Origin of the sequence: Pseudomonas alvandae (assembly GCF_019141525.1) — a bacterium.
Lineage (GTDB): Bacteria > Pseudomonadota > Gammaproteobacteria > Pseudomonadales > Pseudomonadaceae > Aquipseudomonas > Aquipseudomonas alvandae.
The window spans coordinates 848,339-874,220 of the sequence record NZ_CP077080.1; the positions used below are offsets into that span (position 1 = coordinate 848,339).

Below are 25,882 nucleotides of genomic sequence, written 5' to 3' on the forward strand. Positions count from 1 at the left end.
TCATCTGCGGGCTTGATTATTTCAGGGCCCGGGCCTCAGGCCTGACGCTCGTGCATCCGCGCCAGCTGCCGCTCCAGCATCGACGGATAAGGCTCCATCAACCGTTCCACGCAGCAAGCGCCTTCGGGGCTGGCGATGGGGCGGATGCGCGCGCGTTGGCGGATCAGCGCGTCATCATTGATCTTGCGCTCCACCAGCAGCAGATTGCGGCTGTGCTGGGAGAGCGCCAATGCGTCCTGGGCGGTTTCGGTCAGCAGCAGGTCGATCTGGCTCAAGCCGTACAGCCCATCGCCCAAGGTCAGGCCCAGTTGCAATTGCAGGGTAATGCCACTGTCGGCGACTTCGATTTGCAACTGGTGACCCAGCGCCCGCAGCAGTTCACCGCAGCAAATGGCATTGGTCAGGTAGTCGTCGCCGCTGTCCTCGGTGTGGAACAGCATCAGCGTGCTGCCATCATTCAAGGTGTGCAGTTCGCCTTGATAAAGCGATGCGGCCTGATCGAGGCAATCGCGATAGCGTTCGAGCAGCTCCTTCAGGCGCGCCTGGGGCAGGCGGCGCAGTTGATCCTGGGCGCCCAGTTGCACGGCCAGCACGGCGCTGTGCTGGGGCAGGTTCGAGGCGACAGGGCGGACCGCCGGTTGAGGGGCGCCGGCCACCGAGTCGTCTCGCAAGTCGGCAAAGGCGTCGTCGTCTTCCTCATCTTCGACAGCACGCACCACATGGCGCGGCGCAGGGCGGGAGGCAGGCATCGGCGCGCTTTCGTCGAAGCCCGGGTCACGCAAGTTGCGGACCTCGAAGCCTGGCTCGGCATCGTCTTCGTCGACGTAATCGATGTCTTCAGGTTCCGGCACAGGCTCCGGTTCCGGTGCGAAGCTGGCGTGAAGCTGCCGGGCCAGGTCGCCGATTTCGTCCTGGCGCTGGGTGGCCGGCGTGTGTTCGTCGATGTCCCGCAGCCAGACGCGCAGTTGCAGTAGCGGCGTGGAGATGTGCCGTCCCAGGCGCAGGCTCAAGGCCAGCGCCAGCGCCAGCAAGATTGCGCTGAGGATGCCCATGCTCTGCAGGCTGATGGTCATCGGTTGCTGGAACTGGTCCATGTCCAGGCTGATGCGCAGTTGCCCGGCAGTCACGTCCTGGAAAGTGATCTTGCTCTGGTACATGCCGCCGGTCTCGCCCAGCAGGCCAGGTTTGGGGCGCTGGCCGGCTTCGGCGAGGATGCGGTTGTCCACGCTGTAGATGGCAGCGTGGGCGACCAGTTTGTTCTTGGTCAGGTTGTTGAGCAGCACGTTGAGGCTGAGGATGTCGTTGGACACCAGCAGCTCGGTGGCGGACGTGGCGGTCTGGGTGGTCAGGCTTTCGCCCAGGGCATCCGCCTGCTCGTGCATGGCCTGCTTGAATTGCAGGCCCATCACGCAGGCATAGATGACCAGGGCCAGGGCGACCAGGATCACGTTATGGCTGGCGATGCGCAATGCAATCGGCACGCGACGATGGCGCAATGCACGGAAGATCAGCAGGAAGAAATTGTCGGTTTTGACTGGCGTGGGCCGGTTCACTGAGCTCGGCTCTTTGTCCGTGAAATTGACGCGCAGTATAGCGACAGGCCCATGACCGGCAAAGCACTGGCGGTGCCCGATGGTCACTGAATGTGGGTAGAATGCGGTTTTTTTCCACCTGCGGGGGTGCGCCTTGCGCGAAATCGTCCTGATAAACATCACTGGCAGCGACCGTCCGGGTCTGACTGCGGCCATTACCGGCGTTCTGGCCCAGGGTGGTGTGAACATTCTCGACATCGGTCAGGCGGTAATCCATGACACGCTGTCGTTCGGCATCCTGGTTGAAATCCCGGACGCCGAACAGAGCAAGTCAGTGCTCAAGGACATCCTGTTCACGGCCTACAAGCTCGACCAGCAGGTGCGTTTCACGCCGGTGTCCGAAGCCGATTACCAGCATTGGGTGGCCGGCCAGGGCAAGAAGCGCCATATCGTGACGCTGCTGACCCGCAAGGTGACTGCCGAGCAGTTGCAGCGCGTCAGCTCGATCACCGCCCAATACGGGCTGAATATCGACCACATCGACCGGCTGTCCGGGCGCATGCCGTTGGACACTCCGGCCGACAAGGGCAAGGGCTGTATCGAATTTTCCGTGCGCGGCGAACCGGCCGATCCCCAGGCGCTGCGTGCCGAATTCCTCAGCGTCGCTCAGGAACTGAACGTCGACATCGCTTTCCAGGAAGACTCTCTGTTCCGTCGTAATCGCCGCCTGGCAGTGTTCGACATGGACTCGACGTTGATCGAAGCCGAAGTCATCGACGAGCTGGCCAAGGCGGCGGGCGTGGGTGACAAGGTTTCGGCCATCACCGAGCGAGCCATGGCCGGTGAGCTGGATTTCCGCGCCAGCTTCAAGGAGCGCCTGGCATTGCTCAAAGGCCTGGACGTCGGCGTGCTCGATTCCATCGGCGCCTCCCTGCGCCTGACCGAGGGCGCCGAAACCCTGTTTGCCGAACTCAAGCGCCTGGGCTACAAGACCGCCATCCTGTCCGGCGGCTTCACTTATTTCGCCAAGCAACTGCAGGCCAAGCTCGGTATCGACTATGTGTTCGCCAACGAACTGGAAGTGGTGGACGGCAAGGTCACCGGGGTTGCCGTCGAGCCGATCGTCGATGCCCAGCGCAAGGCAGACTTGTTGCGCGAATTGGCCGAGAAGGAAGGTCTTCGCCTGGAGCAGACCATTGCCGTGGGTGACGGCGCCAACGACCTGCCGATGCTGGCCATCGCCGGCCTGGGCGTGGCGTTCCGGGCCAAGCCATTGGTCAAGCAGTCGGCCCGGCAGGCGATTTCGACCTTGGGGTTGGATGGGGTGTTGTACTTGCTGGGTTTCCGCGATCGCGACGGGCAGGTTTGAGCAAACGCCGATCTGTGAGTTTCGCATACTCGTGGCGAGGGAGCTTGCTCCCGTTGGCCTGCGCAGCAGGCCTAATGCGGCCAACCTGAAACACCTGTGTGTCAGATTTCAGGGCCGCTTCGCGGCCCAGCGGGAGCAAGCTCCCTCGCCACGTGATCCTGCCGTATTTTAAAGCGACTTCCACAACGAATCGAAATCCCCGTCCTGCGTACCGTCCTCCCCGCTGGTGCCTGAATCCTCCTGGCGATAAGCAAACTGGTTGAAACTGTGGGTGCTGGTCACCCGGCGATCCAGGCCGGCGCGGCGTTCCTGGCCGTTGGTGTTGATCAACACCTTCTGGCCTTCCTGGAAGGGCAGGCGCGGTGCGATCACGGTGGGTGGCAGGTCGATGGCGCTTATCTCGGGAAGCAGCAGCCCACGCAGATAGTGCCCTTGTTCGTTCTGCTCGCGAAGCAATTGCAGGCCGCAAGGCTGGGCATGCGGTGCGACCAGCTCAATGCCCATCTGCATGGCGCCATTGCGCACCTGGCGGATCCAGCGCACCACGGCGATGCTCCAGCTCTGATCATTGGTGTCCCGGATGCCGACCATTTCGCCGGCCTGCAATTGTTCCGGCACCTCTTTCGGCCAGCCAAGGCAATAGCCGCCGGGGCTGTGGTTGATGATCGGCAGATCGTAAGTAGGGAAATGATGCCGGTTGTCGGAGCTGGCGCCATCGTCGTCGGCCGGGTTGACCGGATACTCGATTTCTTCGTAGGGCAAAAGCTCGCTGTCACCGGTGGGCGCGGCGTCGAAGGCCTGGTCCCAGGTGTCATTTTTCTTTGTCGGCGAGGCTTCGAAGTGCGCCTTGCGTGGGCCGGGCGTCTTGAGTATCTCGTTGAACGAGCGCTCTCCCCCAAGATAATAGTGCAGCGCGCTCATGCCCACGCACAGCGTCAACGTACCGTTGCCCTCGGTGCGTTGGAAGCTGCGTTCGGCGGCCTCGCCCCAGGCGGCTTGCAAGTGATGCAGCGTATCGGCGCTCATGCCGGCGGGCACCGTCAGGGTCGACTCGACAGGTTGTGCCAGGTGGGCGGTGATGGCGCGCACCAACGGCTGGGGGTCGAAACCCAGCAGGGTGGGTTGCTGTTCGGCGCGGAATTTCGACCGATAACGCGGCCCGACGTCCAGTGCCGGTGCGACGGCGAACAGGATGGCGGCGGTGACGGCTGGGTCCAGCTTGACCCAATGGCTCCACGGTTCCAGGACCTCGGCCAGCCGCGCGATCTGGCTCTGGCGCAATTGGTTGCTGCGCGAAGCGCCCAACAGCAGGGCAACCACGTAGGTCTGCTCGATATTCAATTCGTGAATCTGGCTGGCCAGTTCGTCGCTGACGCTCAGGTGCTGCAATTTGTGTTGGCAAGCGATCCGGTACAGTTGGTGCAAATCGAGCCAGAGCCCCTCCGGCACCGGGCTGTAGAGCTGGCTGGCGCGCAACAGGGTTCCATCAAGGGCGTGCGTGGCCCGCTGCAATGCCGTGGCCAGCAGGCGCGCCCGGTCCTTGGAGAATTTTGCCGAGATTCGCCCGACGATTTGCTTGTAGCCCATTGCCAGGTGGGCTTGCAGGGCCTGGCACAGGTTGACGATCTTGCGTGAGCGGTCATCCAGCACGATGGCTTGTTGCAGGAAGTGTCGCTCAAGATGCTTGCAGACGTAATAAACCTCAGGCCGCAGCAGCTCCAGCAATTGCAGGCGGTTATCGCTGGGCGTGAGCAGTTGGTTCAGCTCGCCGAGCGCCTGGTATAGCAGGCGGGCGGTTTCGCCGATGTTGGCCTTGGGCAGGTTGGCGATCCAACGCTTGAGGTCGCGTGGCGTGGCATCGCAAAAGGACAGGCGCGACTGGGTCGGTGTCGATATGCGCAGTAGCTGGAGAGGGCTGGTCTCATTCATGCCGTGGACGGGCTCCGGCGGGAAATGAAAGGGATGTTTCCAACTCTAGCAGCTGTAGGCGGGGTATGTAGTTTGAGAATAGTCATTCCTGCCCAAGGGCAGGAATGACTATTCTGGATGACTCAGGCGTTCGGCAGTGCCAGGGCCTGGCCCATCTGGACTGGCGAGCCGGCCACCAGGTCCTCGGCCCATTTCACCTGCTCTGGACCAAACAGCACGATGGCCGTCGAACCCAGCTTGAACCGGCCCAGTTCGGCGCCTTTTTCCAGGTGGATCGGCGCGCGGGCCACTTCGTCGTAGCGGAAGGTCTTCAGCTCGCGCTTGGGCGGCGTCACCAGCCCGGCCCAGACGGTCTCGATGGACGCGACGATCATCGCACCCACCAGCACCACGGCCATCGGCCCGCGCTCGGTGTCGAAAATGCACGCGACGCGTTCGTTGCGGGCAAACAGCTCCGGGACGTTTTCGGCGGTGGTCTGGTTGACCGAGAAAATCCGGCCCGGGATGTAGACCATTTCCCGCAGGGTGCCGGCCAGCGGCATGTGCACGCGATGGTAATCCTTGGGTGACAGGTAAATGGTGGCGAAATCGCCGCCCATGAACGGCGCGGCATTGGCCGCATCACCGCCCAGCAGTTCCAGCACGCTGAAGCTGTGGCCCTTGGCCTGGAACACCCGGCCGTGCTCGATCGGGCCGAGCTGGCTGACGGCGCCGTCGGCGGGGCTGAGGATTGCGCCGGGGGTCTGATCCAGGGGTCGCGCACCGTCTTTCAGTGCACGGGTGAAAAACGCGTTGAAGTGCTCGTAGGCGGTGAGGTCTTCCACCAGCGCCTGGGACATGTCCACTTGGTAGCGCTTGGCGAACCAGGCCGTGAAGGCGTTCTTGAACCAGCGCACGCGGCATTCGGCGATGCAGCCGGCCAGCCGCGACAGCAGGTGGTGCGGCAGCAGGTACTGGGAAAGGATGAACAAGCGGTTTTTCATTAACTGTCCTTAAATCTTCAAAGCTCGATGGGGGTGTCGGGGTGGTTGCCCCATTCACCCCAGGAACCGGCATAGCCTTTGACCCGTGGATAACCGAGCGCCTTGGCCACCAGGTAGGTGAAGCCAGAACGGTGGTGGGTCTGGCAGTGTGTGATGACTTCTTTGTCGGGCGTGATGCCCAGCTGTTCAAGGATCTGCGGCATGTCTTTGCGGATGCGCAGGCTGCGCGCCGGGTCCATGCCGGCCGTCCATTCGAAATTGACCGCGCCGGGGATGTGTCCGCCCCGGGCAGCGACGACCTTCTCGCCAGAATATTCCAACGGGCCACGGGCGTCCCAGATCGCCAGGTCGCTGGCGCCGAGACGGCTTTGCAGGTACTCGCGAGTGGCGGTGGGCTCTTCGTGCAGCACCAGGCTGACTGGACCCCCGGCCGGCGCCGGGACCTCGGTCGACACTGGCAGGCCGAGGTCCAGCCAGGACAGCAGGCCACCGTCGAGATAGTGATAATTCGAATGCCCGATCACATCGAGCAACCAGATAAAACGCCCGGCCCAGCCACCGCCTTCGTCGTCATACACCACGTAGACCGCGCCGGGGTCATGCCCGAGTTCGCCGAACAGCGCTTCCAGGTCGGCCTTTGCCGGCAACAGGCCCGGCGCCGGGGGCTGGCCCAGTTGCGTGCGTTTCGGATCGACGAATCGTGCGCCGGGAATATGGCCATTGCTGTAGCGCGCGGCGCTGGTCAGGTCCACCAGAATCAGATTGGGCGTATCGAGGCGCGGCAAGAGCTCGCTCGGCTCGATTACCAGCGGCAAGCCAGAGAAGTCAGGCATGTGAGGTCTCCTGGGGGCGCAAAGGGAAAGGATTGTAGCAAGTTCAGCGGCCGCGGTTGGTAAAGGTGTGCAGGGCCCTTTCGATGCATTGCACGGTTTTGCCGAAGGCCTGCACGGTCACGTCCGAGAACGGCCCGCCGCCCTGGTCCACGACCACCAACATGATCACCCGCCCATTGCAGGTCAGTGAGCGCAACAGCAGGTGCTCGCCCCGGAACAAGGCGCGCAGGCCCGGAGGCAGCAAGGCGGAAAATTGAGCGTTGTTCTCGGGGTTCAAGCGAACCTGGGCTTGCTGGGCCAACAAGCGCTGCAAGACTTTGCTTTGGCTGATGGAAAAGCTCATCGCCGCCGCTTCCTTGGGCAGGCCGGCAGTCTGATGCACGCGTACGCTGGTCTGGCTGCGGTCGGCCATCAAAATCATCACCCGGCGCATGCCGCACGCCACCAACGCATTTCGGGCCGAGGTGGTCAGGTGCATGGCGTTGCTGAACGGGCTCGGCTCCAGCAGCAGCTCGGCGCATTGCTTGCGCCATTGGCTCAGGTCCTGTGCGCTGGGCGGCGCGGCTGGCAACAAGCCAGGGTGAACACGGCGGTTGCCCCAGGGCCAGATCAACGCCACGGCCGGGTGCCAGAGGTCCGGCATGGCGTGATGGCGGGCGCTGGTGGCGGCTTGCTGGTGGAGCTGTTGCTGGAGTTCGTCCATCGGCATCTGCAGATACAGGCTCGTGAGGTATTGCCAGCGAGCGCTGTGCGGACTGTCCCAGGCCTGTTGCGCCGACAGTGCCAGGCCGTTGGCCAGCAGCACCGTGTTGGCGGGTTGGTTGAGCCAGCGCCGCAGCGTTGGGTCGTCATCCAGTCGATTTTGTTGGCGCAGCGGATGTTCGCTGTCGCGGGCAATGCGCAACACTTTAATCAGCTCGCGGCGTTCATTCAGCAACAGGCGATAGCCTTGCACCACCCAGATGGGCAGGCGCCATGCCTCCACCAGCGCGAGGCAGATTTTCAGCAGGCTGACGCCGAACAGTTCGCGCTCGACCTTGCGTGCGGGCTCGCCTTTATGGATCACCCGCAGTTCCCACTCCCCCAGCAGGCGCGGATGAGTCAGCGCCAACGGCCAGAGCGGCGAGAGAAACAACAGGCTGCCCCAATGGATGTCCTGCCACAGCCGCGCCAGGCGGCTGGCAAAAAAACCATTGGCCTGTTGGCTAGCGTGCTGGCTGATCAGTTGCACCTGGCGCAGGGCAACCGGTATCTCGTGCTCCGGCAGCGAGGGCAGGCGCGCCAGCAGCTCCTCGGTGCGCTTGAGGCCGAGGCGGTTGATCGCCACTTCGAGATTTTCCGCCGGCTCCGCCAGGGTGCCATGGGTGTGATGATTGGCTTCGCGGATGACGCTCAGGGCCAGGGCGGGGCTGTCCTGCATCAGTTCGGCGATGTCGCGCAATGAGCGACGACTGTCTGCGATCGCCTTGCAGACGAGGTCGTGACTGGCCTGGGGCACCGGCAGATGAACGCCCTGGAGCAGTTTCAGCCAGCCTTCGAGCGTGGTCGGTCTTGGTGTCGGAACGTTCGTTTCGTTAGCCATGGTTGGACGTGATCATCGCATGGGTATCTGCGCCCGGAGCGGGGCAAAATTGGCTTTTCGCCGGAACTGGCTATAGTCTGGCGCAGTTTTGCCGATAAGTAGAAGAAGAGATTTTTCAGCTTCCGAATATGACCTTGAACCCGACTTAAATAAGTACTTTCTATCTATGGCTAAAATTATCGGCATCATTGTCGTGTTCGCGAGCGTGCTCGGCGGATACGTGCTTTCCCATGGCAAGATCGCAGCCCTGATCCAACCTTTCGAGGTGATGATCATCGGCGGCGCCGCCCTTGGCGCATTCCTCCAGGCGAACCCTGGCTACATGACCATGCATGTCCTCAAGAAATCCTTGAGCATGTTTGGCTCGCGCTTCAGCCACACCTTCTATCTGGAGGTGCTGGGGCTGGTCTACGAGATCCTCAACAAGAGTCGTCGCGAAGGCATGATGGCGATCGAGGGCGATATCGAAGACGCCGCTGCCAGCCCGATCTTCGCCAAGTACCCTTCGGTGCTGAAGGACGAGCGCATGACGGCGTTCATCTGCGATTACCTGCGCATCATGTCGTCCGGCAATATGGCGCCCCACGAACTGGAAGGCTTGTTCGACATGGAGCTGTACAGCCTCAAGGAAGACTTGGAGCACCCATCCCACGCGGTCAACGGCATCGCCGACGGCATGCCCGGCTTCGGTATCGTTGCGGCGGTATTGGGTATCGTGGTGACCATGGCGTCCCTGGGCGAGGGCGACCAGGCCTCCATCGGCCTGCACGTGGGTGCCGCACTGGTGGGTACGTTCTTCGGTATCTTGGCGGCGTATGGCTTCTTCGGCCCGCTGGCCCACTCCCTGGCCCACGATGCCAAGGAAGAACTCAACGTCTACGAAGCCATCAAGGCTTCCCTGGTGGCCTCGGCCTCGGGCATGCCGCCATCCCTGGCGGTGGAGTTCGGTCGCAAGGTCCTCTACCCGGCGCACCGTCCAAGCTTTGCCGAGCTGGAACAAGCGGTTCGCGGTCGCTAGTGCTTTGCTTTACAAATACGTTCCTTTTTTGGCGAGTGACTGTTGCTGCCAGACAAGGCGCCGCGACGAGTCATAGCCCGCTATGGCGAGGAGCGGCAACGCAGTATGGCAGCAACAGGCACCGTCAAAATGGAACAGTATTTGTGAAGCAGAGCACTCGTTATGGAAAATAACCAGCCGATCATCGTCAAGCGCGTCAAGCGCATTGCCGGCGGGCACCATGGCGGCGCCTGGAAAATCGCCTTCGCCGACTTCGCCACGGCGATGATGGCGTTCTTCCTGGTGTTGTGGCTGCTGTCCACTGCGACGCCGGAACAGAAGATCGCCATCGCCGGTTACTTCAAGGACCCGGTCGGTTTTTCCGAGAGCGGTACGCCGTACATCATTGATCTGGGCGGTTCGCCCGTCCTGGCGCCGGAAAATACCCTCAACCCCGAGGTCAAGTCCCAGCCCCAGCCCGACAAGGCGACCGTCGACGCCAATGAGGCCGAGGGCATGGCCGAGCAGGTCGAGCGCGAGCGCCTGGAATTGCTCCTGCAAGAGTTGCAGAACAAGGTCGAAGAGAATCCCGAGCTGCAGAAGTTCAAGGACCAGATCCTGTTCGAGATCACGCCGAACGGCCTGCGTATCCAGATCATGGACGCCGACAACCGTCCGATGTTCGACTCTGGCAGCGCGCGCCTGAAGCCGTATTTCGAAGACATCCTGCTGGCCATGGCCGACACCATCAAGGCGGTGCCGAACAAGATCAGCATCAGCGGTCACACCGATGCCAAGCCTTACGTGGGCAAAGGTGATTTCGGTAACTGGGAGTTGTCGGCCAACCGCGCCAACGCGGCACGACGTGCCCTGGTGGCGGGCAGCTATCCGGATGAGCAAGTGGCTCGGGTGGTCGGTTATGCATCTTCGGCGCTGTTCGATCGCAAAGACCCGTTCAACCCGGTCAACCGGCGTATCGATATCGTGGTGTTGACCAAGAAGGCGCAGAAAGCCATCGAAGGCTCGCAGACCGACGATCCAGCGCCAGACCCTGCCCAGGGCCAAGGCGCTCCAGGCGAGGCGCCGGCGACAACACCCGGCGCGGCGGCGGATCCGAACGCACTGCCGGCGGACCAACAGCCCGTGCCGGCCCATGAATTGCGCGAACGCCTGAACCTGTTCGATGACGCCGCGCCAAAGCCGGCGGAGCCGCCAGCGCAGTGACCCACAAAAAAGCCGACATCGATGTCGGCTTTTTTGTGGGTATCGGTTTGCTTGAGACTTGCTTGCCTTTGTGGCGAGGGAGCTTGCTCCCGCTGGGTTGTGAAGCAGCCCCATCCAAGGTGAGTGCTTCGCACTCAAGCGGGAGCAAGCTCCCTCGCCACAAAGGCGTCCAGCCAACTCAGTAACTGCTCTCCGGCAAGCTGGCGATGATCGAGCGGTAGCTGTTCATCCGTTGCTGGTGCACACGGCCTTCTTCCAAGGCCTTGAGCAAGGCGCACCCGGGCTCGCGGTCGTGCTTGCAGTCGCGGAAGCGGCAGGTGCCGATCAGGTCGTTGAACTCGATGAACCCGGCTTCAACATCGGCGCGGCTGACATGGCCCAGGCCGAATTCGCGGATACCGGGTGAGTCGATCAGTTCACCGCCGCCAGGGAAGTGGAACAACCGCGCGGTGGTGGTGGTGTGGGTGCCCTGGCCGGACAGTTCGGACAACGGCCCGACGCGGGTCTCGACCTCCGGCAGCAGGCTGTTGACCAGGGAAGACTTGCCGACCCCGGACTGGCCGACGAACACGCTGATGCGCCCGTCCAGCTGTTGTTGCAGTTGCTCCATGCCATTGCCGTGATGGGCCGAGACCTCCAGCACCGGATAACCGAGGTCTCGATAGACCGACAGCAAGGCGTTCAGCGCCGGGGCGTTGTGCTCGTCGATCAGGTCGAATTTGTTGAGCAGCAGCAGCGGGCGGATGCCGGCGTGTTCGGCCGCCACCAGGTAGCGGTCGATCAGGTTGGCGTGAGGCTCGGGCAACGGGGCGAACACGATGACGATCATGTCGACGTTGGCCGCCACTGGCTTGAGCTGGCCCCGGCTGTCCGGACGGCACAGCTCGGTGTGACGCGGCAATTGCGCGACGATTACGCCGATGCCCTGGTTGCCGGCACGCCAGACCACTTGGTCGCCGGTCACCAGCGCCGGCAGGTTGGCACGCAAGTGGCAACGGAATACCTGGCCGGCCAGTTCGCCTTCCTGGGCCTCGACTTCGACTTGCACACCAAAGTGAGCGATCACCAGGCCGGTCTGTTCAGGACCCAGATCGCCACCCTCCAGGGCTTCGACCGCACTGGATTCGCGTTTGGCGGCACGGGCGGCGCGCTCGCCCTGGATCTTTTCGATGCGCCAGTTCTGACGACGATTGAGTTGGCGTTTGGCCATGGGTGTTCCGTATGAAGAAATGCAGCGAATAGGGTAAAACGGCCGCGAGTTTAGCACGCCCGAGACGCTGCCTAGGCTAAACTGCGCAGCTAAGCCGAGGAGCTCCCCCATGCAAAACCCGCAGAACCTGATCTGGATCGACCTGGAAATGACCGGTCTGAACCCTGACACCGATGTCATCATCGAGATGGCCACCATCGTCACTGACAGCGACCTCAACACCCTGGCCGAAGGGCCGGTGATCGCGATTCATCACAGCGACGAAATCCTCGCCGGCATGGACGAGTGGAACACGCGCCAGCACGGCGGCTCGGGCCTGACCCAGCGCGTTCGCGAGAGCAAGATCAGCATGGCCGAGGCTGAGGCACAGACCATCGCCTTCCTGGAGCAGTGGGTGCCAAGAGGCAAGTCGCCGATCTGTGGCAACAGCATCTGCCAGGACCGTCGCTTCCTGTATACCCACATGAAATCCCTGGAAAGCTATTTCCATTACCGCAACCTCGACGTCTCGACCCTGAAGGAGTTGGCTGCCCGCTGGGCCCCTGAGGTTCGCGACAGTTTCCAGAAAGGCAGCACGCACCTGGCCCTGGACGACATCCGTGAATCCATCGCCGAGCTGCAGCATTACCGCAAGCACTTCATCAAGTTCTGAGCTAACCCCAAGCGACTGGCGGGCAAGCTTTTGTGGCGAGGGGATTTATCCCCGTTGGGCTGCGGAGCAGCCCCTCGACCTGATGTTTGGTTGTGTCAGGCCGGTCGGTGTTGATTGTATTTGGGGCTGCTTTGCAGCCCAGCGGGGATAAATCCCCTCGCCACGCTCAGGCAGGAGGCGGGACCTTGCCCTCTTTTGGTGCCGGCCCAAACTGGCTAGACTGCGCGCCTTCTTGCAAGGACCGCCATCATGTTGCTGATGCTGTATCTGATCGCCATTACCGCCGAAGCCATGACTGGCGCGCTATCCGCCGGGCGGCGGGGCATGGATTGGTTCGGCGTGGTGCTGATCGCCTGTGTCACGGCGCTGGGCGGCGGCTCGGTTCGCGACGTGCTGCTCGGGCATTACCCGTTGACTTGGGTCAAGCACCCGGAATACCTGGTGCTAACCACCGCAGCGGCGATGCTGACGGTGTTCCTGGCGCGCTGGATGCGCCATCTGCGCTCGTTGTTCCTGGTGCTCGATGCCGTGGGCCTGGTGGCATTTACCCTGATCGGCTGCATGACGGCCCTGGAAATGGGCCATGGCATGTTGGTGGCCTCGGTCAGCGGCGTGATTACCGGTGTGTTTGGCGGCATCCTGCGGGATATCTTCTGTAACGATATTCCCTTGATCTTCCGCCGCGAACTCTACGCCAGCGTCTCGTTCGCCGCGGCGTGGTGCTATCTATTGTGTGTCTTCCTGCAACTGCCGAACGAGCAGGCGATCCTCATCACCTTGTTCGGCGGTTTCCTGCTGCGGCTCCTGGCAATCCGCTTCCATTGGGAAATGCCGAAGTTCGTCTACAACGACGAAGTCTGACGCTCGGCGTGCTGGCGCAACGCCCATTCCACATGCTCGCGCACCAGTTCCGATGGATAGTCGCGCCGCGCCTCCAGTGCTTGCAGCACGGGAATCGTTGACGGCGCATTGCCCAGGCCCACCGCCAGGTTGCGCAACCAGCGTTCGTAACCGGCGCGACGCAAGGGCGAGCCTTCGGCGCTGCTGAGGAATTTTTCCTCGTCCCACAGGAACAACTCGGCGAGTCCGGCATTGTCCAGGTTATGGCGCGGCTTGAAATCGCTCTCACCGGACGGCCGGGCGAAGCGGTTCCAGGGGCAGACGATCTGGCAGTCATCGCAGCCGAACACCCGGTTGCCGATCAACGGCCGCAGCTCTTCCGGGATGGCATTCTTCAATTCGATGGTGAGGTAGGAAATGCACCGCCGGGCATCCAATACGTAAGGGCCGACGAAAGCATTGGTAGGGCAGATGTCCAGGCAGGCGGTGCATTTTCCGCAATGCTCGGTGCCGTGGGGCGGATCCACCGGCAGCGGCAGGTCGACAAACAGCTCGCTCAAGAAAAAATAACTGCCGGCCTTGCGGTTCAACACGAGGGTGTTTTTGCCGATCCAGCCCAGTCCGGCCTGCTCGGCAATGGCTTTTTCCAGTACCGGCGCACTGTCGACGAAGGCGCGGTAGCCGAAAGGGCCGATGACCGCCTGGATTTTTTCCGCCAGTTGTTGCACGCGTTTACGGATCAATTTGTGGTAATCGCGGCCCAACGCATAACGCGATACGTAGGCTTTTTCCGGTTCGGCGAGCAGTTGGGCCATTTGTGTGTCGCCCGGCAGGTAATCCATGCGCAGGGACACCACGCGCAATGTTCCGGGCACCAGTTCCTCTGGGTGCGACCGCTTGCTGCCGTGGGCGCCCATGTAATCCATTTCGCCGTGGTAGCCGGCCTCGAGCCAGCGTTGCAGATGTTGCTCATGCTCGGCAAGGTCCAGGCCGCTGATGCCGACCTGCTGGAAACCCAGTTCGCGGCCCCAGTCCTTGATGGATTGGGCGAGGGTGGCAAGGTCTGTGGGAATGGCAGGCATGAGGCGAGAGAAACCGGAGCTGAGATGCGTATAATTCTGCCAGACATCGGAGCCCGAAGACGCATGCCGCACACTAAAGATGATTTTCCCGACGCGCTGTACAGCGCCGCGCAGGTCCGGGCCCTCGATGCACAACTGATCGCGGCAGGTACCAGCGGCTTTGAATTGATGCAGCGTGCCGCTCGCGCCACCTGGCGAGCGATCGTCCGGCGCTGGCCCGAAGCGACCGAACTGACCGTGTTGGCCGGCCACGGCAACAATGCCGGTGATGGTTATCTGGTGGCCGCCTTGGCCCGCCGCGCCGGCTGGTCGGTGCGGGTGCTGGCGGTGGGCGAGCCCCGGCGCTTGCTGGGAGACGCCGCCAATGCCCATGCCGAGGCGGTGGCGGTCGGTGTGCCGGTGGAGCCCTGGTCGGACGATTCCGAATTGCGTGGTGTGTTGCTCGACGCGTTGCTTGGCACCGGGACGACTGGCGAAGTGCGCGAACCGTATGTCCGCGCGATCGATACAATCAATGTCAGCGGTTTGCCGGTGGCGGCGGTGGATATCCCCTCTGGCTTGTGTGCTGACACTGGCCGCGTGCTGGGAACTGCGGTAGCGGCTGACCTGACCGTGACGTTCATTGGCCTCAAGCTTGGCCTGTTCACCGGGGATGCAGCGGATCGAGTGGGTGAGTGGGTGTTCAACGACCTGCACGCGGACCCTGACCTCGTCGAGTCGGCGCCTGCCAGTGCTCGATTACTCTTGCCGCATAATCTGCCGCGTCTGGCGCCTCGAGCCCCCACATCCCACAAAGGCAAGTTCGGTCATGTGCTGTTGATTGGCGGCGACAGAGGTTTCGGCGGCGCGATCCAGATGAGCGCTGAAAGCGCCCTGCGCTGTGGCGCGGGCATGGTTTCGATGGCAACGCGCAGCGAGCACGTCGCCTCGGCGCTGGTGCGTCTGCCGGAAGTGATGGTGCAAGGCACCCATTCGGCGAACCAGCTGATGGGCTTGCTCAAGCAGGCCAGCGTGTTGGTGGTCGGCCCGGGCCTGGGCCAGGCCGCCTGGGGGCGTAGCCTGCTGTCGGCGGCGGCCAATGCGTCGCTGCCTCAGGTGTGGGATGCCGACGCGCTGAACTTGCTGAGCGGCGGCGCGGTCAGCCTGCCCGAGCAATGCGTCATCACCCCGCATCCGGGCGAAGCCGCGCGGTTGCTGGGAATATCCACCGCCCAGGTGCAGGCCGATCGCCCGGCGGCAGCCCATGCGTTGAGCAAAAAATACGCAGCCACCGTGATCCTCAAGGGCGCCGGCAGCCTCATCTCCGGCCCGGACGGCCGCCTGGCGGTCTGCGGCGAGGGCCATCCGGCCATGGCCACTGCCGGCCTGGGGGATGTGCTCGCCGGGGTGGTCGGCGCCTTGCTGGGCCAGGGAATGGACGGATTCGAGGCCGCCTGCCTGGCGGTCTGGCTGCATGCCAATGCCGGCGTCCAGGTCGGTCGTTCGGGCCGGGGATTGGCGGCGACCGATCTGATCCCGGCCATTCGTCAGTTGTTGGAGGAGCAATCACCGTGTCTGAAGTAATCCTGTACGTGGCGGACGAACAAGCCATGACACAATTTGGCGCCCGCATCGCGCAGATCACCGCAGGCCATGGCCTGATCTTCCTCGAAGGCGACCTGGGCGCGGGGAAGACCACCCTGTCCCGCGGCATCATTCGCGGCCTCGGACACGTCGGTTCGGTCAAGAGTCCTACGTTCACCTTGGTCGAGCCCTACGAGATCGGCGACGTCCGGGCCTTCCATTTCGACCTGTACCGACTGGTGGATCCCGAAGAGCTGGAGTTCCTCGGCATCCGCGACTATTTCGAAGACGACGCCTTGTGCCTGATCGAATGGCCCCAGAAGGGTGCAGGCTTTTTGCCAAAGCCCGACCTGACCATTACCATTGGCGCGCAGAACGGCGGGCGTTCATTGAAACTGACACCGCAAGGCTCGCGTGGCGAGTCGTGGTGTGCCGCCTTGGCTTTGGAAAACTAATTAAATGATGGGGTTTGGTATGCGCTTTCGCGCGGTGGTTGCTGTCGTAGGACTGTTGCTTACGGCACTGGCCGTCGATGCTGTGGCTGAGACAAAGGTCAACAGCGTTCGCCTGTGGCGGGCGCCGGACAATACCCGGCTGGTGTTCGACCTGACAGGCCCGGTTCAGCACAGCGTATTCACCCTGAGCGCCCCGGATCGCCTGGTGATCGACATCAACGGTGCGTCCCTGGGCGCACCGCTGAACGTGCCCACCGCCAACACGCCGATTACCGCAATGCGCTCGGCCCAGCGTACGCCGACCGACCTGCGGGTGGTCATCGACCTGAAAAAAGCCGTGACGCCCAAAAGCTTCACCCTGGCCCCGAACGCCCAGTACGGCAACCGGCTGGTGGTCGATCTGTTCGACAACCCGGCCGACGCCGCGCCGCCTCCACCGCCGCCAACCAATGTCGCCACGGTGCCTGCGGTTCCGGTGACGCCGACCGAACCTGCGATCAAGCTGCCACCGGCTCCGGCCGGCAAGCGCGACATCATTGTCGTGATCGACGCCGGCCACGGTGGCGAAGACCCGGGCGCCTCGGGCTCGCGTGGGCAGCGCGAAAAAGACGTGGTGCTGTCCATCGCCCGTGAGTTGCAGCGCCAGGTCAACGGCATGAAAGGCTTCCGCGCCGAATTGACCCGCACGGGGGACTATTTCATCCCGTTGCGCGGCCGTACCGAAATCGCCCGCAAGAAAGGCGCCGACCTGTTCGTTTCCATTCACGCCGACGCCGCGCCTTCCGCCGCCGCGTTCGGCGCCTCGGTGTTTGCCCTGTCCGACCGTGGCGCGACTTCCGAGACTGCCCGTTGGCTGGCTGACAGCGAAAACCGTTCCGACCTGATCGGCGGTGCCGGCAACGTCAGCCTCGACGACAAGGACCGGATGCTCGCCGGTGTCCTGCTCGACCTGTCGATGACGGCCTCGTTGACGTCCAGCCTGAACGTCGGCCAGAAAGTACTGAGCAACATCGGCCGCGTCACACCGTTGCACAAGCAACGCGTGGAGCAGGCCGGGTTCATGGTACTGAAGTCGCCGGATATCCCATCGATCCTGGTGGAAACCGGGTTCATCTCCAACGCCAACGAAGCCTCGAAGCTGTCCTCTTCGAGCCACCAACAAGCCTTGGCCCGCTCCATCAGCAGCGGCGTGCGGCAGTTCTTCCAGCAGAATCCACCGCCGGGCACCTACATTGCCTGGCTGCGCGATTCGGGCAAGATCGCCCAGGGGCCGCGGGACCACCGGGTCAGTCCGGGCGAAACCCTGGCGATGATCGCCGTGCGCTACCAGGTGTCGCCCGCCACCTTGCGCAGCGCCAACAATCTCAAGAGCGATGAGCTCAAGATTGGCCAGACCCTGACCATTCCGGGCAATGAAGTGGCGGTCAAGCAATGAGCGACGAAGCGAACGGCAGCAACGCCCGTATCGAGCTGCTCAGCCCCCGGCTGGCAAACCAGATCGCCGCCGGCGAGGTGGTCGAACGTCCGGCGTCGGTGATCAAGGAGTTGCTGGAAAACAGCCTCGACTCCGGGGCCAAGCGCATCGACGTGGATGTCGAGCAGGGCGGAGTCAAGCTGTTGCGGGTGCGCGACGACGGTCGCGGCATTCCGGCTGACGACCTGCCCTTGGCCCTGGCGCGTCACGCCACCAGCAAGATCCGTGACCTGGAAGACCTCGAACGGGTCATGAGCCTGGGGTTTCGTGGCGAGGCGCTGGCATCGATCAGCTCGGTGTCGCGCCTGACACTCACGTCCCGCACCCGCGACGCCGACCAGGCCTGGCAGGTCGAGACCGAAGGCCGCGACATGGCCTCGCACGTACAGCCCGCTGCCCATCCGGTGGGGACTTCGGTGGAAGTGCGCGACCTGTTCTTCAACACTCCGGCCCGGCGTAAATTTCTCAAGGCCGAGAAAACCGAATTCGATCACCTGCAAGAAGTCATCAAACGCCTGGCCCTGGCGCGTTTTGATGTGGCCTTCCATCTGCGCCACAACGGCAAGACCATCCTCAGCCTGCACGAAGCCCAGGACGATGCGGCCCGCGCCCGGCGCGTGGGGGCGGTGTGCGGTGCGGGGTTCCTGGAGCAGGCGTTGCCCATCGAGGTGGAGCGCAATGGCCTGCACCTGTGGGGTTGGGTCGGCTTGCCGACGTTCTCCCGCAGCCAGGCGGACTTGCAATATTTCTACGTGAACGGCCGGGCGGTGCGCGACAAACTGGTGGCCCACGCGGTGCGCCAGGCTTATCGCGATGTGCTGTTCAACGGTCGGCACCCGACCTTCGTGCTGTTTTTCGAGGTCGACCCTTCCGTGGTGGACGTCAACGTGCACCCGACCAAGCACGAAGTGCGTTTCCGTGATGGACGCATGGTCCACGATTTCCTCTATGGCACCTTGCACCGTGCCTTGGGCGATGTGCGCCCCGAGGACCAGTTGGCGGCCCCGGCGGCGGTGGCCGGCATGGTCCGCCCAGCCGGGCTGGAGGCTGGCGAATTCGGCCCCCAGGGTGAAATGCGCCTGGCCGCCCATGCACTGCTGGAACAACCTCAGCCCCAACCGAGCTTCAATACGGCCGGAAGCGGCGCCGGCAGCGGTTATCAATATCAATACACCCCGCGTCCCCAGTCGAATGTGCCGGCGGCCGAGGCCCAGGCGGCGTATCGCGAATTCTTCAAGCCTTTGCCTGAAACCGCGGCGACGGCGTTGCCCGACGGCCAGGGCGATATCCCGCCGCTGGGTTATGCCCTGGCGCAGCTCAAGGGCATCTACATCCTTTCCGAGAACGCCCAAGGCCTGGTCCTGGTGGACATGCACGCCGCCCACGAGCGGATCATGTACGAGCGATTGAAGATCGCCATGGCCAGCGAAGGCTTGAGCGGCCAGCCGCTGCTCGTCCCCGAGTCCCTGGCCGTCAGCCAGCGTGAAGCCGATTGCGCCGAAGAACACGTGAGCTGGTTCCAGCGCCTGGGCTTTGAATTGCAGCGCCTGGGCCCGGAAACCCTGGCGATCCGGCAGATCCCGGCCTTGTTGAAACAGGCCGAGGCCAATCGCTTGGTCAGCGACGTGCTGGCGGACCTGATGGAGTACGGCACCAGCGACCGGATCCAGGCGCACTTGAATGAATTGCTCGGCACCATGGCCTGCCACGGCGCGATCCGCGCGAATCGGCGCTTGGCCTTGCCGGAAATGAACGGCCTGCTGCGGGATATGGAAAACACCGAGCGCAGCGGTCAATGCAACCATGGCCGGCCGACCTGGACCCAATTGGGCCTGGACGACCTGGACAAACTGTTCCTGCGCGGTCGTTGATGAACCCGTTGCCACCCGCGATTTTCCTGATGGGCCCGACCGCCGCCGGCAAGACCGACCTGGCCATCGAGTTGACCAAGGTCCTGCCTTGCGAGTTGATCAGCGTCGATTCGGCGCTGGTCTACCGGGGCATGGACATCGGCACCGCCAAACCATCGAAAGAACTGCTGGCTGAGTTCCCTCATCGGCTGATCGATATCCTCGACCCGGCCGAAGCCTATTCGGCGGCTGATTTTCGGCGTGATGCGCTGCAGGCCATGGCCGAAATCACCGCACGGGGCAAGATTCCGCTGCTGGTGGGCGGCACGATGCTGTATTACAAGGCACTGGTCGATGGATTGGCGGACATGCCGGCGGCCGATCCCGAGGTGCGCGCGCAGATCGAAGAAGAGGCCGCGCGCCTTGGCTGGCAAGCGCTTCACGAGCAATTGGCGGCCATCGACCCGGAGTCCGCAGCGCGCATTCACCCCAACGACCCGCAACGACTCAGCCGGGCCCTGGAGGTTTATCGGGTCAGCGGCCAGAGCATGACGGCGTTGCGGCAACGGCAATCTGCGCAAAGTACTGAAGCAGCCGCTTCGGGACTGCAACAATTGCCCTATACTGTCGCGAATCTGGCCATCGCTCCGGCGGACCGGCAAGTGCTGCATCGGCGAATTGAACAAAGATTCACATTAATGTTGGAACAGGGATTCATAGACGAGGTCGTAGCCCTGCGTGAGCGAAGTGACCTGCATGCCGGGTTGCCGTCTATACGTGCGGTGGGTTATCGACAAGTCTGGGACTACCTGGACGGCAAGCTGACGTCAGCCGAGATGCGCGAGCGGGGGATTATCGCCACGCGTCAATTGGCGAAGCGCCAGTTCACCTGGCTGCGCAGCTGGACTGACCTGCATTGGCTCGACAGTCTTGATTGCGACAATCTGCCACGCGCCTTGAAATACCTCGGGACCATCTCCATATTGAGCTGAGTCCTTGCAATTGCCGTCTATCCTTGGGGGTGTGACGGCCCAAGCCATCTGATTCCGAATTTTATAATTGATCCTTAAAGGAGTGCGGCACATGTCAAAAGGGCATTCGCTACAAGACCCTTACTTGAACACTTTACGTAAAGAGAAAGTTGGGGTGTCCATCTATCTGGTCAACGGGATCAAACTGCAAGGCACGATCGAGTCTTTCGACCAATTCGTCATCCTGCTGAAAAATACCGTCAGCCAAATGGTCTACAAGCACGCTATCTCGACAGTGGTGCCGGTTCGTCCGATTCGTCTGCCTAGCGCAACCGAATCCGAAGGCGGTGACGCTGAACCGGGTAACGCCTGATAGGAGCCTCCTTTGTTCTTTGAGCGCCACAGTGGTGGTGAGCGGACTATTCTCGTTCACTTGGAAGGACAGGACCCTGAGGCGCGCGAAGATCCGCAGGAGTTTCAGGAATTGGCAATTTCGGCCGGCGCCGAGACCGTCGCGTTTTTCAACGTGCCGCGTCATCGGCCAACCGCCAAATTCCTGATCGGCAGCGGCAAGGTCGAGGAGTTGCGCGACCTGGTCAAGGCCGAGCATATCGATCTGGTGATCTTCAACCACATCCTTACGCCCAGCCAGGAACGTAACCTCGAGCGCGTCTTCGAGTGTCGCGTGATCGACCGCACCGGGCTGATTCTCGATATCTTCGCCCAACGTGCCCGTACCCATGAAGGCAAGCTACAGGTCGAATTGGCCCAGCTTGAACACATGAGCACGCGGCTGGTTCGCGGCTGGACTCACCTTGAGCGGCAGAAGGGCGGTATCGGCCTGCGCGGCCCGGGTGAAACCCAGCTGGAAACCGACCGGCGTCTGCTGCGGGTTCGCCTGCGCCAGATCAAGGGGCGCTTGGAGAAGGTCCGCAGCCAGCGCGAGCAGTCGCGACGCGGCCGCAAGCGCGCCGACATCCCGACGGTTTCACTGGTGGGTTATACCAACGCCGGCAAATCGACCCTGTTCAACAACGTCACCCAATCCGACGTGTACGCCGCCGACCAATTGTTCGCCACCCTCGACCCGACCCTGCGCCGGCTCGAGCTGAACGACCTCGGGCCGATCGTGCTGGCCGATACCGTGGGTTTCATCCGGCATTTGCCACACAAGCTGGTCGAGGCTTTCCGAGCTACGCTCGAAGAGTCGAGCAACTCCGACCTGCTGTTGCATGTGATCGATGCCGCCGAACCGGATCGGATGCTGCAGATCGAGCAGGTCATGGTGGTGCTGGGCGAGATCGGGGCCCAGGACTTGCCGATCCTCGAGGTATACAACAAACTCGATTTGCTCGAAGGGGTCGAGCCGCAGATCCAGCGCGATGCCGATGGCAAGCCGCAACGGGTCTGGCTCTCGGCCCGCGATGGCAGCGGCCTGGACCTGCTCAAGCAGGCCGTGGCGGAGCTGCTGGGCGATGATCTGTTTGTCGGCACCCTGAAGCTGCCGCAGCGTTTTGCCCGGCTGCGTGCGCAGTTTTTCGAGCTGGGTGCGGTACAGAAAGAAGAACACGACGAAGAAGGCGCTTGCCTGCTGGCCGTTCGCCTGCCACGGTCGGAACTGAACCGACTGGTCAGTCGTGAAGGGCTGCAACCGATGGAATTCATCGAGCAACACACTTTGCAATAAAAGCCTGAGAAAGCTGTGTCAGGCATTCTGTAGCATTGGCCGGCGCGCCGTGGGTGCGTCTTTGCTTTATCAGATGGAGAGCGCTATGGCTTGGAATGAGCCGGGTGGCAACTCGAATAACCAGGATCCCTGGGGCGGCAAGCGTCGTAACAACGGCGACCGCAAGGGACCACCGGATCTCGACGAGGCCTTCCGCAAGCTGCAGGAAAGCCTGAACGGTTTGTTCGGTGGTGGTAAGAAACGCGGTGACGATGGCGGCAGCCGTCCGGGCAAGGGCGGCGGTTTCGGCCTGCTCGGCATCGGTCTTGTCGTGCTCGCGGCTGTCTGGCTGTACAGTGCGGTTTATGTCGTGGACGAGCAGGAGCAGGCCGTTGTGCTGCGCTTCGGCAAATACTACGAAACCGTCGGCCCGGGCCTGAACATCTATTTCCCGCCGATCGACCAGAAGTACATGGAGAACGTCACGCGTGAGCGTGCCTACACCAAGCAGGGCCAGATGCTGACCGAAGACGAGAACATCGTCGAAGTGCCGCTGACCGTGCAGTACAAGATCACCAACCTGCAGGACTTCGTGCTGAACGTCGACCAGCCGGAAATCAGCCTGCAACACGCGACTGAAAGTGCCTTGCGCCATGTGGTGGGCTCCACTGCCATGGACCAGGTGCTGACCGAAGGCCGTGAGCTGATGGCCAGCGAAATCAAGGAACGCCTGCAGCGCTTCCTCGATACCTATCGCACCGGTATCACCGTCACCCAGGTCAACGTCCAGAGCGCAGCGGCACCGCGCGAAGTACAGGAAGCCTTCGACGACGTGATCCGCGCCCGTGAAGACGAACAGCGTTCGCGCAACCAGGCCGAAACCTATGCCAACGGCGTCGTGCCGGAAGCCCGTGGCCAGGCCCAGCGCATCATCGAGGATGCCAACGGTTATCGCGACGAAGTGGTTTCCCGTGCGAAGGGTGAGGCTGATCGCTTCACCAAGCTGGTGGCCGAGTATCGCAAGGCCCCTGAAGTGACCCGTCAGCGTCTGTACCTGGACACCATGCAGGAAGTCTTCAGCAACACCAGCAAGGTCCTCGTGACCGGCAACAAGAACGGCCAGAGCAATCTGCTGTACCTGCCGCTGGACAAGATGGTCGAGGGCAGCCGCAATACCGGTACGCCACCCACCAGCGCGGCAGCCGCGAGCAATGAAGCCAATGCCCGTGCGGCGGCGGATCTGCAGCAACAGCAAGCACGTACCAGGGAGAGTCGCTGATGAGCAATAAATCGCTGATCGCCCTTATTGTCGGTGTCGTCGTGGCGATCGCTGCCTGGAACTGCTTCTACATCGTGGCTCAGACCGAGCGTGCGGTGTTGCTGCAATTCGGTCGCGTGGTCCAGGCTGATGTCCAGCCAGGGCTGCATGTGAAGGTGCCGTACGTCAACAAGGTGCGCAAGTTCGACGGCCGCCTGATGACCCTCGATGCACCGACGCAACGCTTCCTGACGCTGGAAAAGAAAGCCGTGATGGTCGATGCCTACGCCAAGTGGCGCGTGAAGGATGCCGAGCGCTTCTACACCGCGACTTCCGGCCTCAAGCAGATCGCCGACGAACGCCTGTCCCGTCGCCTGGAGTCAGGCCTGCGTGACCAGTTCGGTAAGCGTACCTTGCATGAAGTGGTGTCCGGCGAGCGTGATGCGCTCATGGCCGACATCACCCGTTCGCTGAACGCAATGGCGGAAAAGGAGCTGGGTATCGAAGTGGTCGATGTCCGGGTCAAGGCCATCGACCTGCCGAAGGAAGTGAACCGCAGCGTGTTCGAACGCATGAGCACCGAGCGCGAGCGTGAAGCCCGCGAGCACCGCGCCAAGGGTAACGAGCTGGCCGAAGGCATCCGTGCCGACGCCGACCGTCAACGCCGCGTGCTGCTGGCCGAAGCCTACCGTGAATCGGAAGAGGTCCGCGGTGATGGTGATGCCCAGGCCGCGGCGATCTACGCCAAGGCGTACGGCCAGGATCAGGAGTTCTACGGGTTCTACCGTAGCCTGCGCGCCTACCGTGAAAGCTTTGCGAACAAATCCGACGTCATGGTCCTGGACCCAAGCAGCGACTTTTTCCACTACCTGGAAAAGGCCAAGCCTTGATACGACGTTGACCTGAAGCACTCCGCCCGGCGGCTAAAACGTCGGGCGGGGTGATCCTTTGGGAAAACGTGTGTATGATGCGGCAGCCGGGAAATTCCCGGCTTTTTTGCGTCTGCGCGTTCGATTGTGGTTTATGCGGTGCAGGCGTCGGGTTGAACGACCCGACAGGTTTTTCGAGGAAAGTGCTTGGCGAGGCCGATCCAGGGCCATTCGTCACGTCGCCCTTGCGCGTTGTTTGCGGTTTTTCGCATGACGCGGGCATTTTCTGCTTCACTCAAGGCCAGCCCGAAAGCTGGCCGCCCGGACCATAGGGGAATGGCGTAATGGCAACGGTAGACCGCTGGCTGCTGCCAGATGGCATCGAAGAAGTACTGCCACCGGAAGCCGCGCGTATCGAAGTAGCGCGTCGGCAGGTGTTGGATCTGTTCCAGAGCTGGGGTTACGAGTTCGTCGTGACCCCGCATATCGAGTACCTGGAATCCCTGCTGACCGGTGCGGGCCAGGACCTGGATCTGCGCACCTTCAAGGTCATCGACCCGCAATCGGGGCGGCAGATGGGCTTTCGGGCTGACATCACGCCTCAAGTGGCGCGCATCGACGCCCACACCCTGCGTCGCGAAGGCCCGAGCCGCCTGTGCTACGCCGGCAGCGTCCTGCATGCCCAGCCGCGCGCCTTGTCATCCTCGCGCAGCCCGATTCAGCTGGGTGCCGAACTGTACGGCGATGCCAGCCCAAGCAGCGACGTTGAAGTCATCAGCCTGATGCTGGCCATGCTGCAACTGGCTGATGTGCCGGATGTCCACATGGACCTTGGCCATGTCGGTATCTACCGTGGCCTCGCCCGTGCGGCCGGTTTGTCCGGTGAAGTGGAGCAACGGTTGTTCGACGCCTTGCAGCGCAAGGCCATCGATGAAGTCATCAGCCTGACCGAAGGCCTGCCGAGCGATCTGTCTGGCATGTTGCGGGCGTTGGTGGATCTCTGTGGTGGCCGTGAAGTGCTGGACGCTGCCCGCGAGCGCCTGGCCGGCGCGCCGGCCCCGGTGTTGGCGGCGCTGGACGATCTGTTGGCGATTGCCGAGCGCCTGTCGGTGCGTTTCCCGGAATTGCCGCTGTATTTCGACCTGGGCGAGCTGCGCGGTTATCACTACCACACCGGCGTGGTGTTCGCGGTGTTCGTCCCGGGTGTTGGCCAGTCCATCGCCCAGGGCGGTCGCTACGACGACATCGGCGCTGACTTCGGTCGCGCTCGTCCGGCGACCGGTTTTTCCACCGATTTGAAAACCCTGGTGACCCTGGGGCGTGCTGAAGTCGAGCTACCGTCTGGCGGTATCTGGATGCCTGACAGTACGGATGCGGCACTCTGGCAGGCGGTCTGCCAGTTGCGCAGTGAGGGTCAGCGTGTCGTCCAGGCCTTGCCTGGACAACCTTTGGCCGCCGCCCGTGAAGCGGACTGCGACCGGCAATTGATTCAGCAGAACGGGCTTTGGCAAGTATTGCCGCTGGCTTCTTGAGTTTTCCTGCC

The 25,882-nt window shown here is 62.6% G+C and carries 22 protein-coding genes; 15 read left to right on the forward strand and 7 right to left on the reverse strand.

Annotation, left to right across the window (positions count from 1 at the left end):
* Positions 1–35: 35 nt before the first annotated feature.
* Complete coding sequence (locus KSS97_RS03735; RefSeq protein WP_030140178.1) at positions 36–1,553, reverse strand: AhpA/YtjB family protein; 1,518 nt, start codon at positions 1,551–1,553, stop codon at positions 36–38.
* A gap of 133 nt (positions 1,554–1,686) precedes the next feature.
* Between KSS97_RS03735 and serB the strand changes: the two genes are divergently transcribed.
* Positions 1,687–2,901 (forward strand): phosphoserine phosphatase SerB, encoded by a 1,215-nt coding sequence (serB, locus tag KSS97_RS03740; RefSeq protein ID WP_217861115.1) that lies wholly within the window; start codon positions 1,687–1,689, stop codon positions 2,899–2,901.
* Positions 2,902–3,069: 168 nt separating this feature from the next.
* Here the strand turns inward: serB and KSS97_RS03745 are convergent, their stop codons facing one another.
* The 4 genes from KSS97_RS03745 to KSS97_RS03760 all read right to left on the reverse strand — a co-directional run bounded on the left by KSS97_RS03745 (position 3,070) and on the right by KSS97_RS03760 (position 8,228).
* Complete coding sequence (locus KSS97_RS03745) at positions 3,070–4,830, reverse strand: cyclic-di-GMP receptor FimW-related protein (protein ID WP_217861116.1); 1,761 nt, start codon at positions 4,828–4,830, stop codon at positions 3,070–3,072.
* A 122-nt stretch (positions 4,831–4,952) separates the two neighbouring features.
* Positions 4,953–5,813, reverse strand: a complete 861-nt coding sequence (gene asd / locus KSS97_RS03750) for an archaetidylserine decarboxylase (protein ID WP_030140175.1) — start codon at positions 5,811–5,813, stop codon at positions 4,953–4,955.
* A gap of 17 nt (positions 5,814–5,830) precedes the next feature.
* The gene (locus tag KSS97_RS03755; protein WP_030140174.1) at positions 5,831–6,646 is read right to left on the reverse strand and encodes a rhodanese-like domain-containing protein; all 816 of its coding nucleotides are present in this window, start codon (positions 6,644–6,646) and stop codon (positions 5,831–5,833) included.
* Positions 6,647–6,689: 43 nt separating this feature from the next.
* Positions 6,690–8,228, reverse strand: coding sequence for an HDOD domain-containing protein (locus KSS97_RS03760; protein WP_217861117.1), 1,539 nt, complete (start codon positions 8,226–8,228; stop codon positions 6,690–6,692).
* Positions 8,229–8,394: 166 nt separating this feature from the next.
* Here KSS97_RS03760 and motA point away from each other — a divergent pair, with 166 nt between their 5' ends.
* Both motA and motB read left to right on the forward strand, forming a co-directional pair.
* Positions 8,395–9,246: a flagellar motor stator protein MotA gene (gene motA / locus KSS97_RS03765; protein ID WP_198797221.1), complete on the forward strand. Its 852-nt coding sequence runs from the start codon at positions 8,395–8,397 to the stop codon at positions 9,244–9,246.
* Between the two features lie 162 nt (positions 9,247–9,408).
* Positions 9,409–10,449, forward strand: a complete 1,041-nt coding sequence (motB, locus tag KSS97_RS03770; RefSeq protein WP_217861118.1) for a flagellar motor protein MotB — start codon at positions 9,409–9,411, stop codon at positions 10,447–10,449.
* Positions 10,450–10,627: 178 nt separating this feature from the next.
* Here motB and rsgA read toward each other — a convergent pair whose 3' ends face one another.
* The gene (gene rsgA / locus KSS97_RS03775; protein ID WP_217861119.1) at positions 10,628–11,659 is read right to left on the reverse strand and encodes a small ribosomal subunit biogenesis GTPase RsgA; all 1,032 of its coding nucleotides are present in this window, start codon (positions 11,657–11,659) and stop codon (positions 10,628–10,630) included.
* A gap of 109 nt (positions 11,660–11,768) precedes the next feature.
* Between rsgA and orn the strand changes: the two genes are divergently transcribed.
* On the forward strand, positions 11,769–12,311 hold the full coding sequence (gene orn, locus KSS97_RS03780; protein ID WP_030140170.1) for an oligoribonuclease: 543 nt from the start codon (positions 11,769–11,771) through the stop codon (positions 12,309–12,311).
* A gap of 246 nt (positions 12,312–12,557) precedes the next feature.
* A complete protein-coding gene (locus tag KSS97_RS03785; RefSeq protein WP_170866829.1) occupies positions 12,558–13,172 on the forward strand; it encodes a trimeric intracellular cation channel family protein in 615 nt (204 codons plus the stop codon).
* Here KSS97_RS03785 and queG read toward each other — a convergent pair.
* On the reverse strand, positions 13,154–14,233 hold the full coding sequence (queG, locus tag KSS97_RS03790; protein ID WP_217861120.1) for a tRNA epoxyqueuosine(34) reductase QueG: 1,080 nt from the start codon (positions 14,231–14,233) through the stop codon (positions 13,154–13,156). The genes KSS97_RS03785 and queG overlap by 19 nt on opposite strands.
* Positions 14,234–14,296: 63 nt before the next feature.
* On the opposite strand from queG, the gene KSS97_RS03795 reads away from it, so the two are divergent.
* From KSS97_RS03795 to KSS97_RS03840, 10 genes are all read left to right on the forward strand, one after another.
* Positions 14,297–15,796 carry an NAD(P)H-hydrate dehydratase gene (locus tag KSS97_RS03795; RefSeq protein WP_217861121.1) on the forward strand — a complete coding sequence of 500 codons (1,500 nt, stop codon included), beginning with the start codon at positions 14,297–14,299 and terminating at the stop codon, positions 15,794–15,796.
* Positions 15,784–16,251 carry a tRNA (adenosine(37)-N6)-threonylcarbamoyltransferase complex ATPase subunit type 1 TsaE gene (tsaE, locus tag KSS97_RS03800; RefSeq protein ID WP_217861122.1) on the forward strand — a complete coding sequence of 156 codons (468 nt, stop codon included), beginning with the start codon at positions 15,784–15,786 and terminating at the stop codon, positions 16,249–16,251. Before KSS97_RS03795 ends, tsaE begins: the two co-directional genes overlap by 13 nt.
* A 4-nt stretch (positions 16,252–16,255) precedes the next feature.
* Positions 16,256–17,686 (forward strand): N-acetylmuramoyl-L-alanine amidase, encoded by a 1,431-nt coding sequence (locus KSS97_RS03805; protein WP_030140165.1) that lies wholly within the window; start codon positions 16,256–16,258, stop codon positions 17,684–17,686.
* Positions 17,683–19,596, forward strand: a complete 1,914-nt coding sequence (gene mutL / locus KSS97_RS03810) for a DNA mismatch repair endonuclease MutL (protein ID WP_217861123.1) — start codon at positions 17,683–17,685, stop codon at positions 19,594–19,596. Before KSS97_RS03805 ends, mutL begins: the two co-directional genes overlap by 4 nt.
* Positions 19,596–20,567, forward strand: a complete 972-nt coding sequence (miaA, locus tag KSS97_RS03815) for a tRNA (adenosine(37)-N6)-dimethylallyltransferase MiaA (RefSeq protein WP_030140163.1) — start codon at positions 19,596–19,598, stop codon at positions 20,565–20,567. The genes mutL and miaA overlap by 1 nt, the downstream gene beginning before the upstream one ends.
* 91 nt (positions 20,568–20,658) lie before the next feature.
* Complete coding sequence (gene hfq / locus KSS97_RS03820; protein ID WP_003186419.1) at positions 20,659–20,919, forward strand: RNA chaperone Hfq; 261 nt, start codon at positions 20,659–20,661, stop codon at positions 20,917–20,919.
* Positions 20,920–20,931: 12 nt separating this feature from the next.
* Positions 20,932–22,233, forward strand: coding sequence for a ribosome rescue GTPase HflX (gene hflX / locus KSS97_RS03825; RefSeq protein WP_030140162.1), 1,302 nt, complete (start codon positions 20,932–20,934; stop codon positions 22,231–22,233).
* Between the two features lie 85 nt (positions 22,234–22,318).
* Positions 22,319–23,491, forward strand: coding sequence for an FtsH protease activity modulator HflK (gene hflK, locus KSS97_RS03830; protein ID WP_030140161.1), 1,173 nt, complete (start codon positions 22,319–22,321; stop codon positions 23,489–23,491).
* Entirely contained in the window at positions 23,491–24,360 is an 870-nt protein-coding gene (hflC, locus tag KSS97_RS03835) for a protease modulator HflC (protein WP_030140160.1), read from the forward strand. The genes hflK and hflC overlap by 1 nt, the downstream gene beginning before the upstream one ends.
* 323 nt (positions 24,361–24,683) lie before the next feature.
* Positions 24,684–25,871 (forward strand): ATP phosphoribosyltransferase regulatory subunit, encoded by a 1,188-nt coding sequence (locus KSS97_RS03840; RefSeq protein WP_198797214.1) that lies wholly within the window; start codon positions 24,684–24,686, stop codon positions 25,869–25,871.
* Positions 25,872–25,882 lie beyond the last annotated feature (11 nt).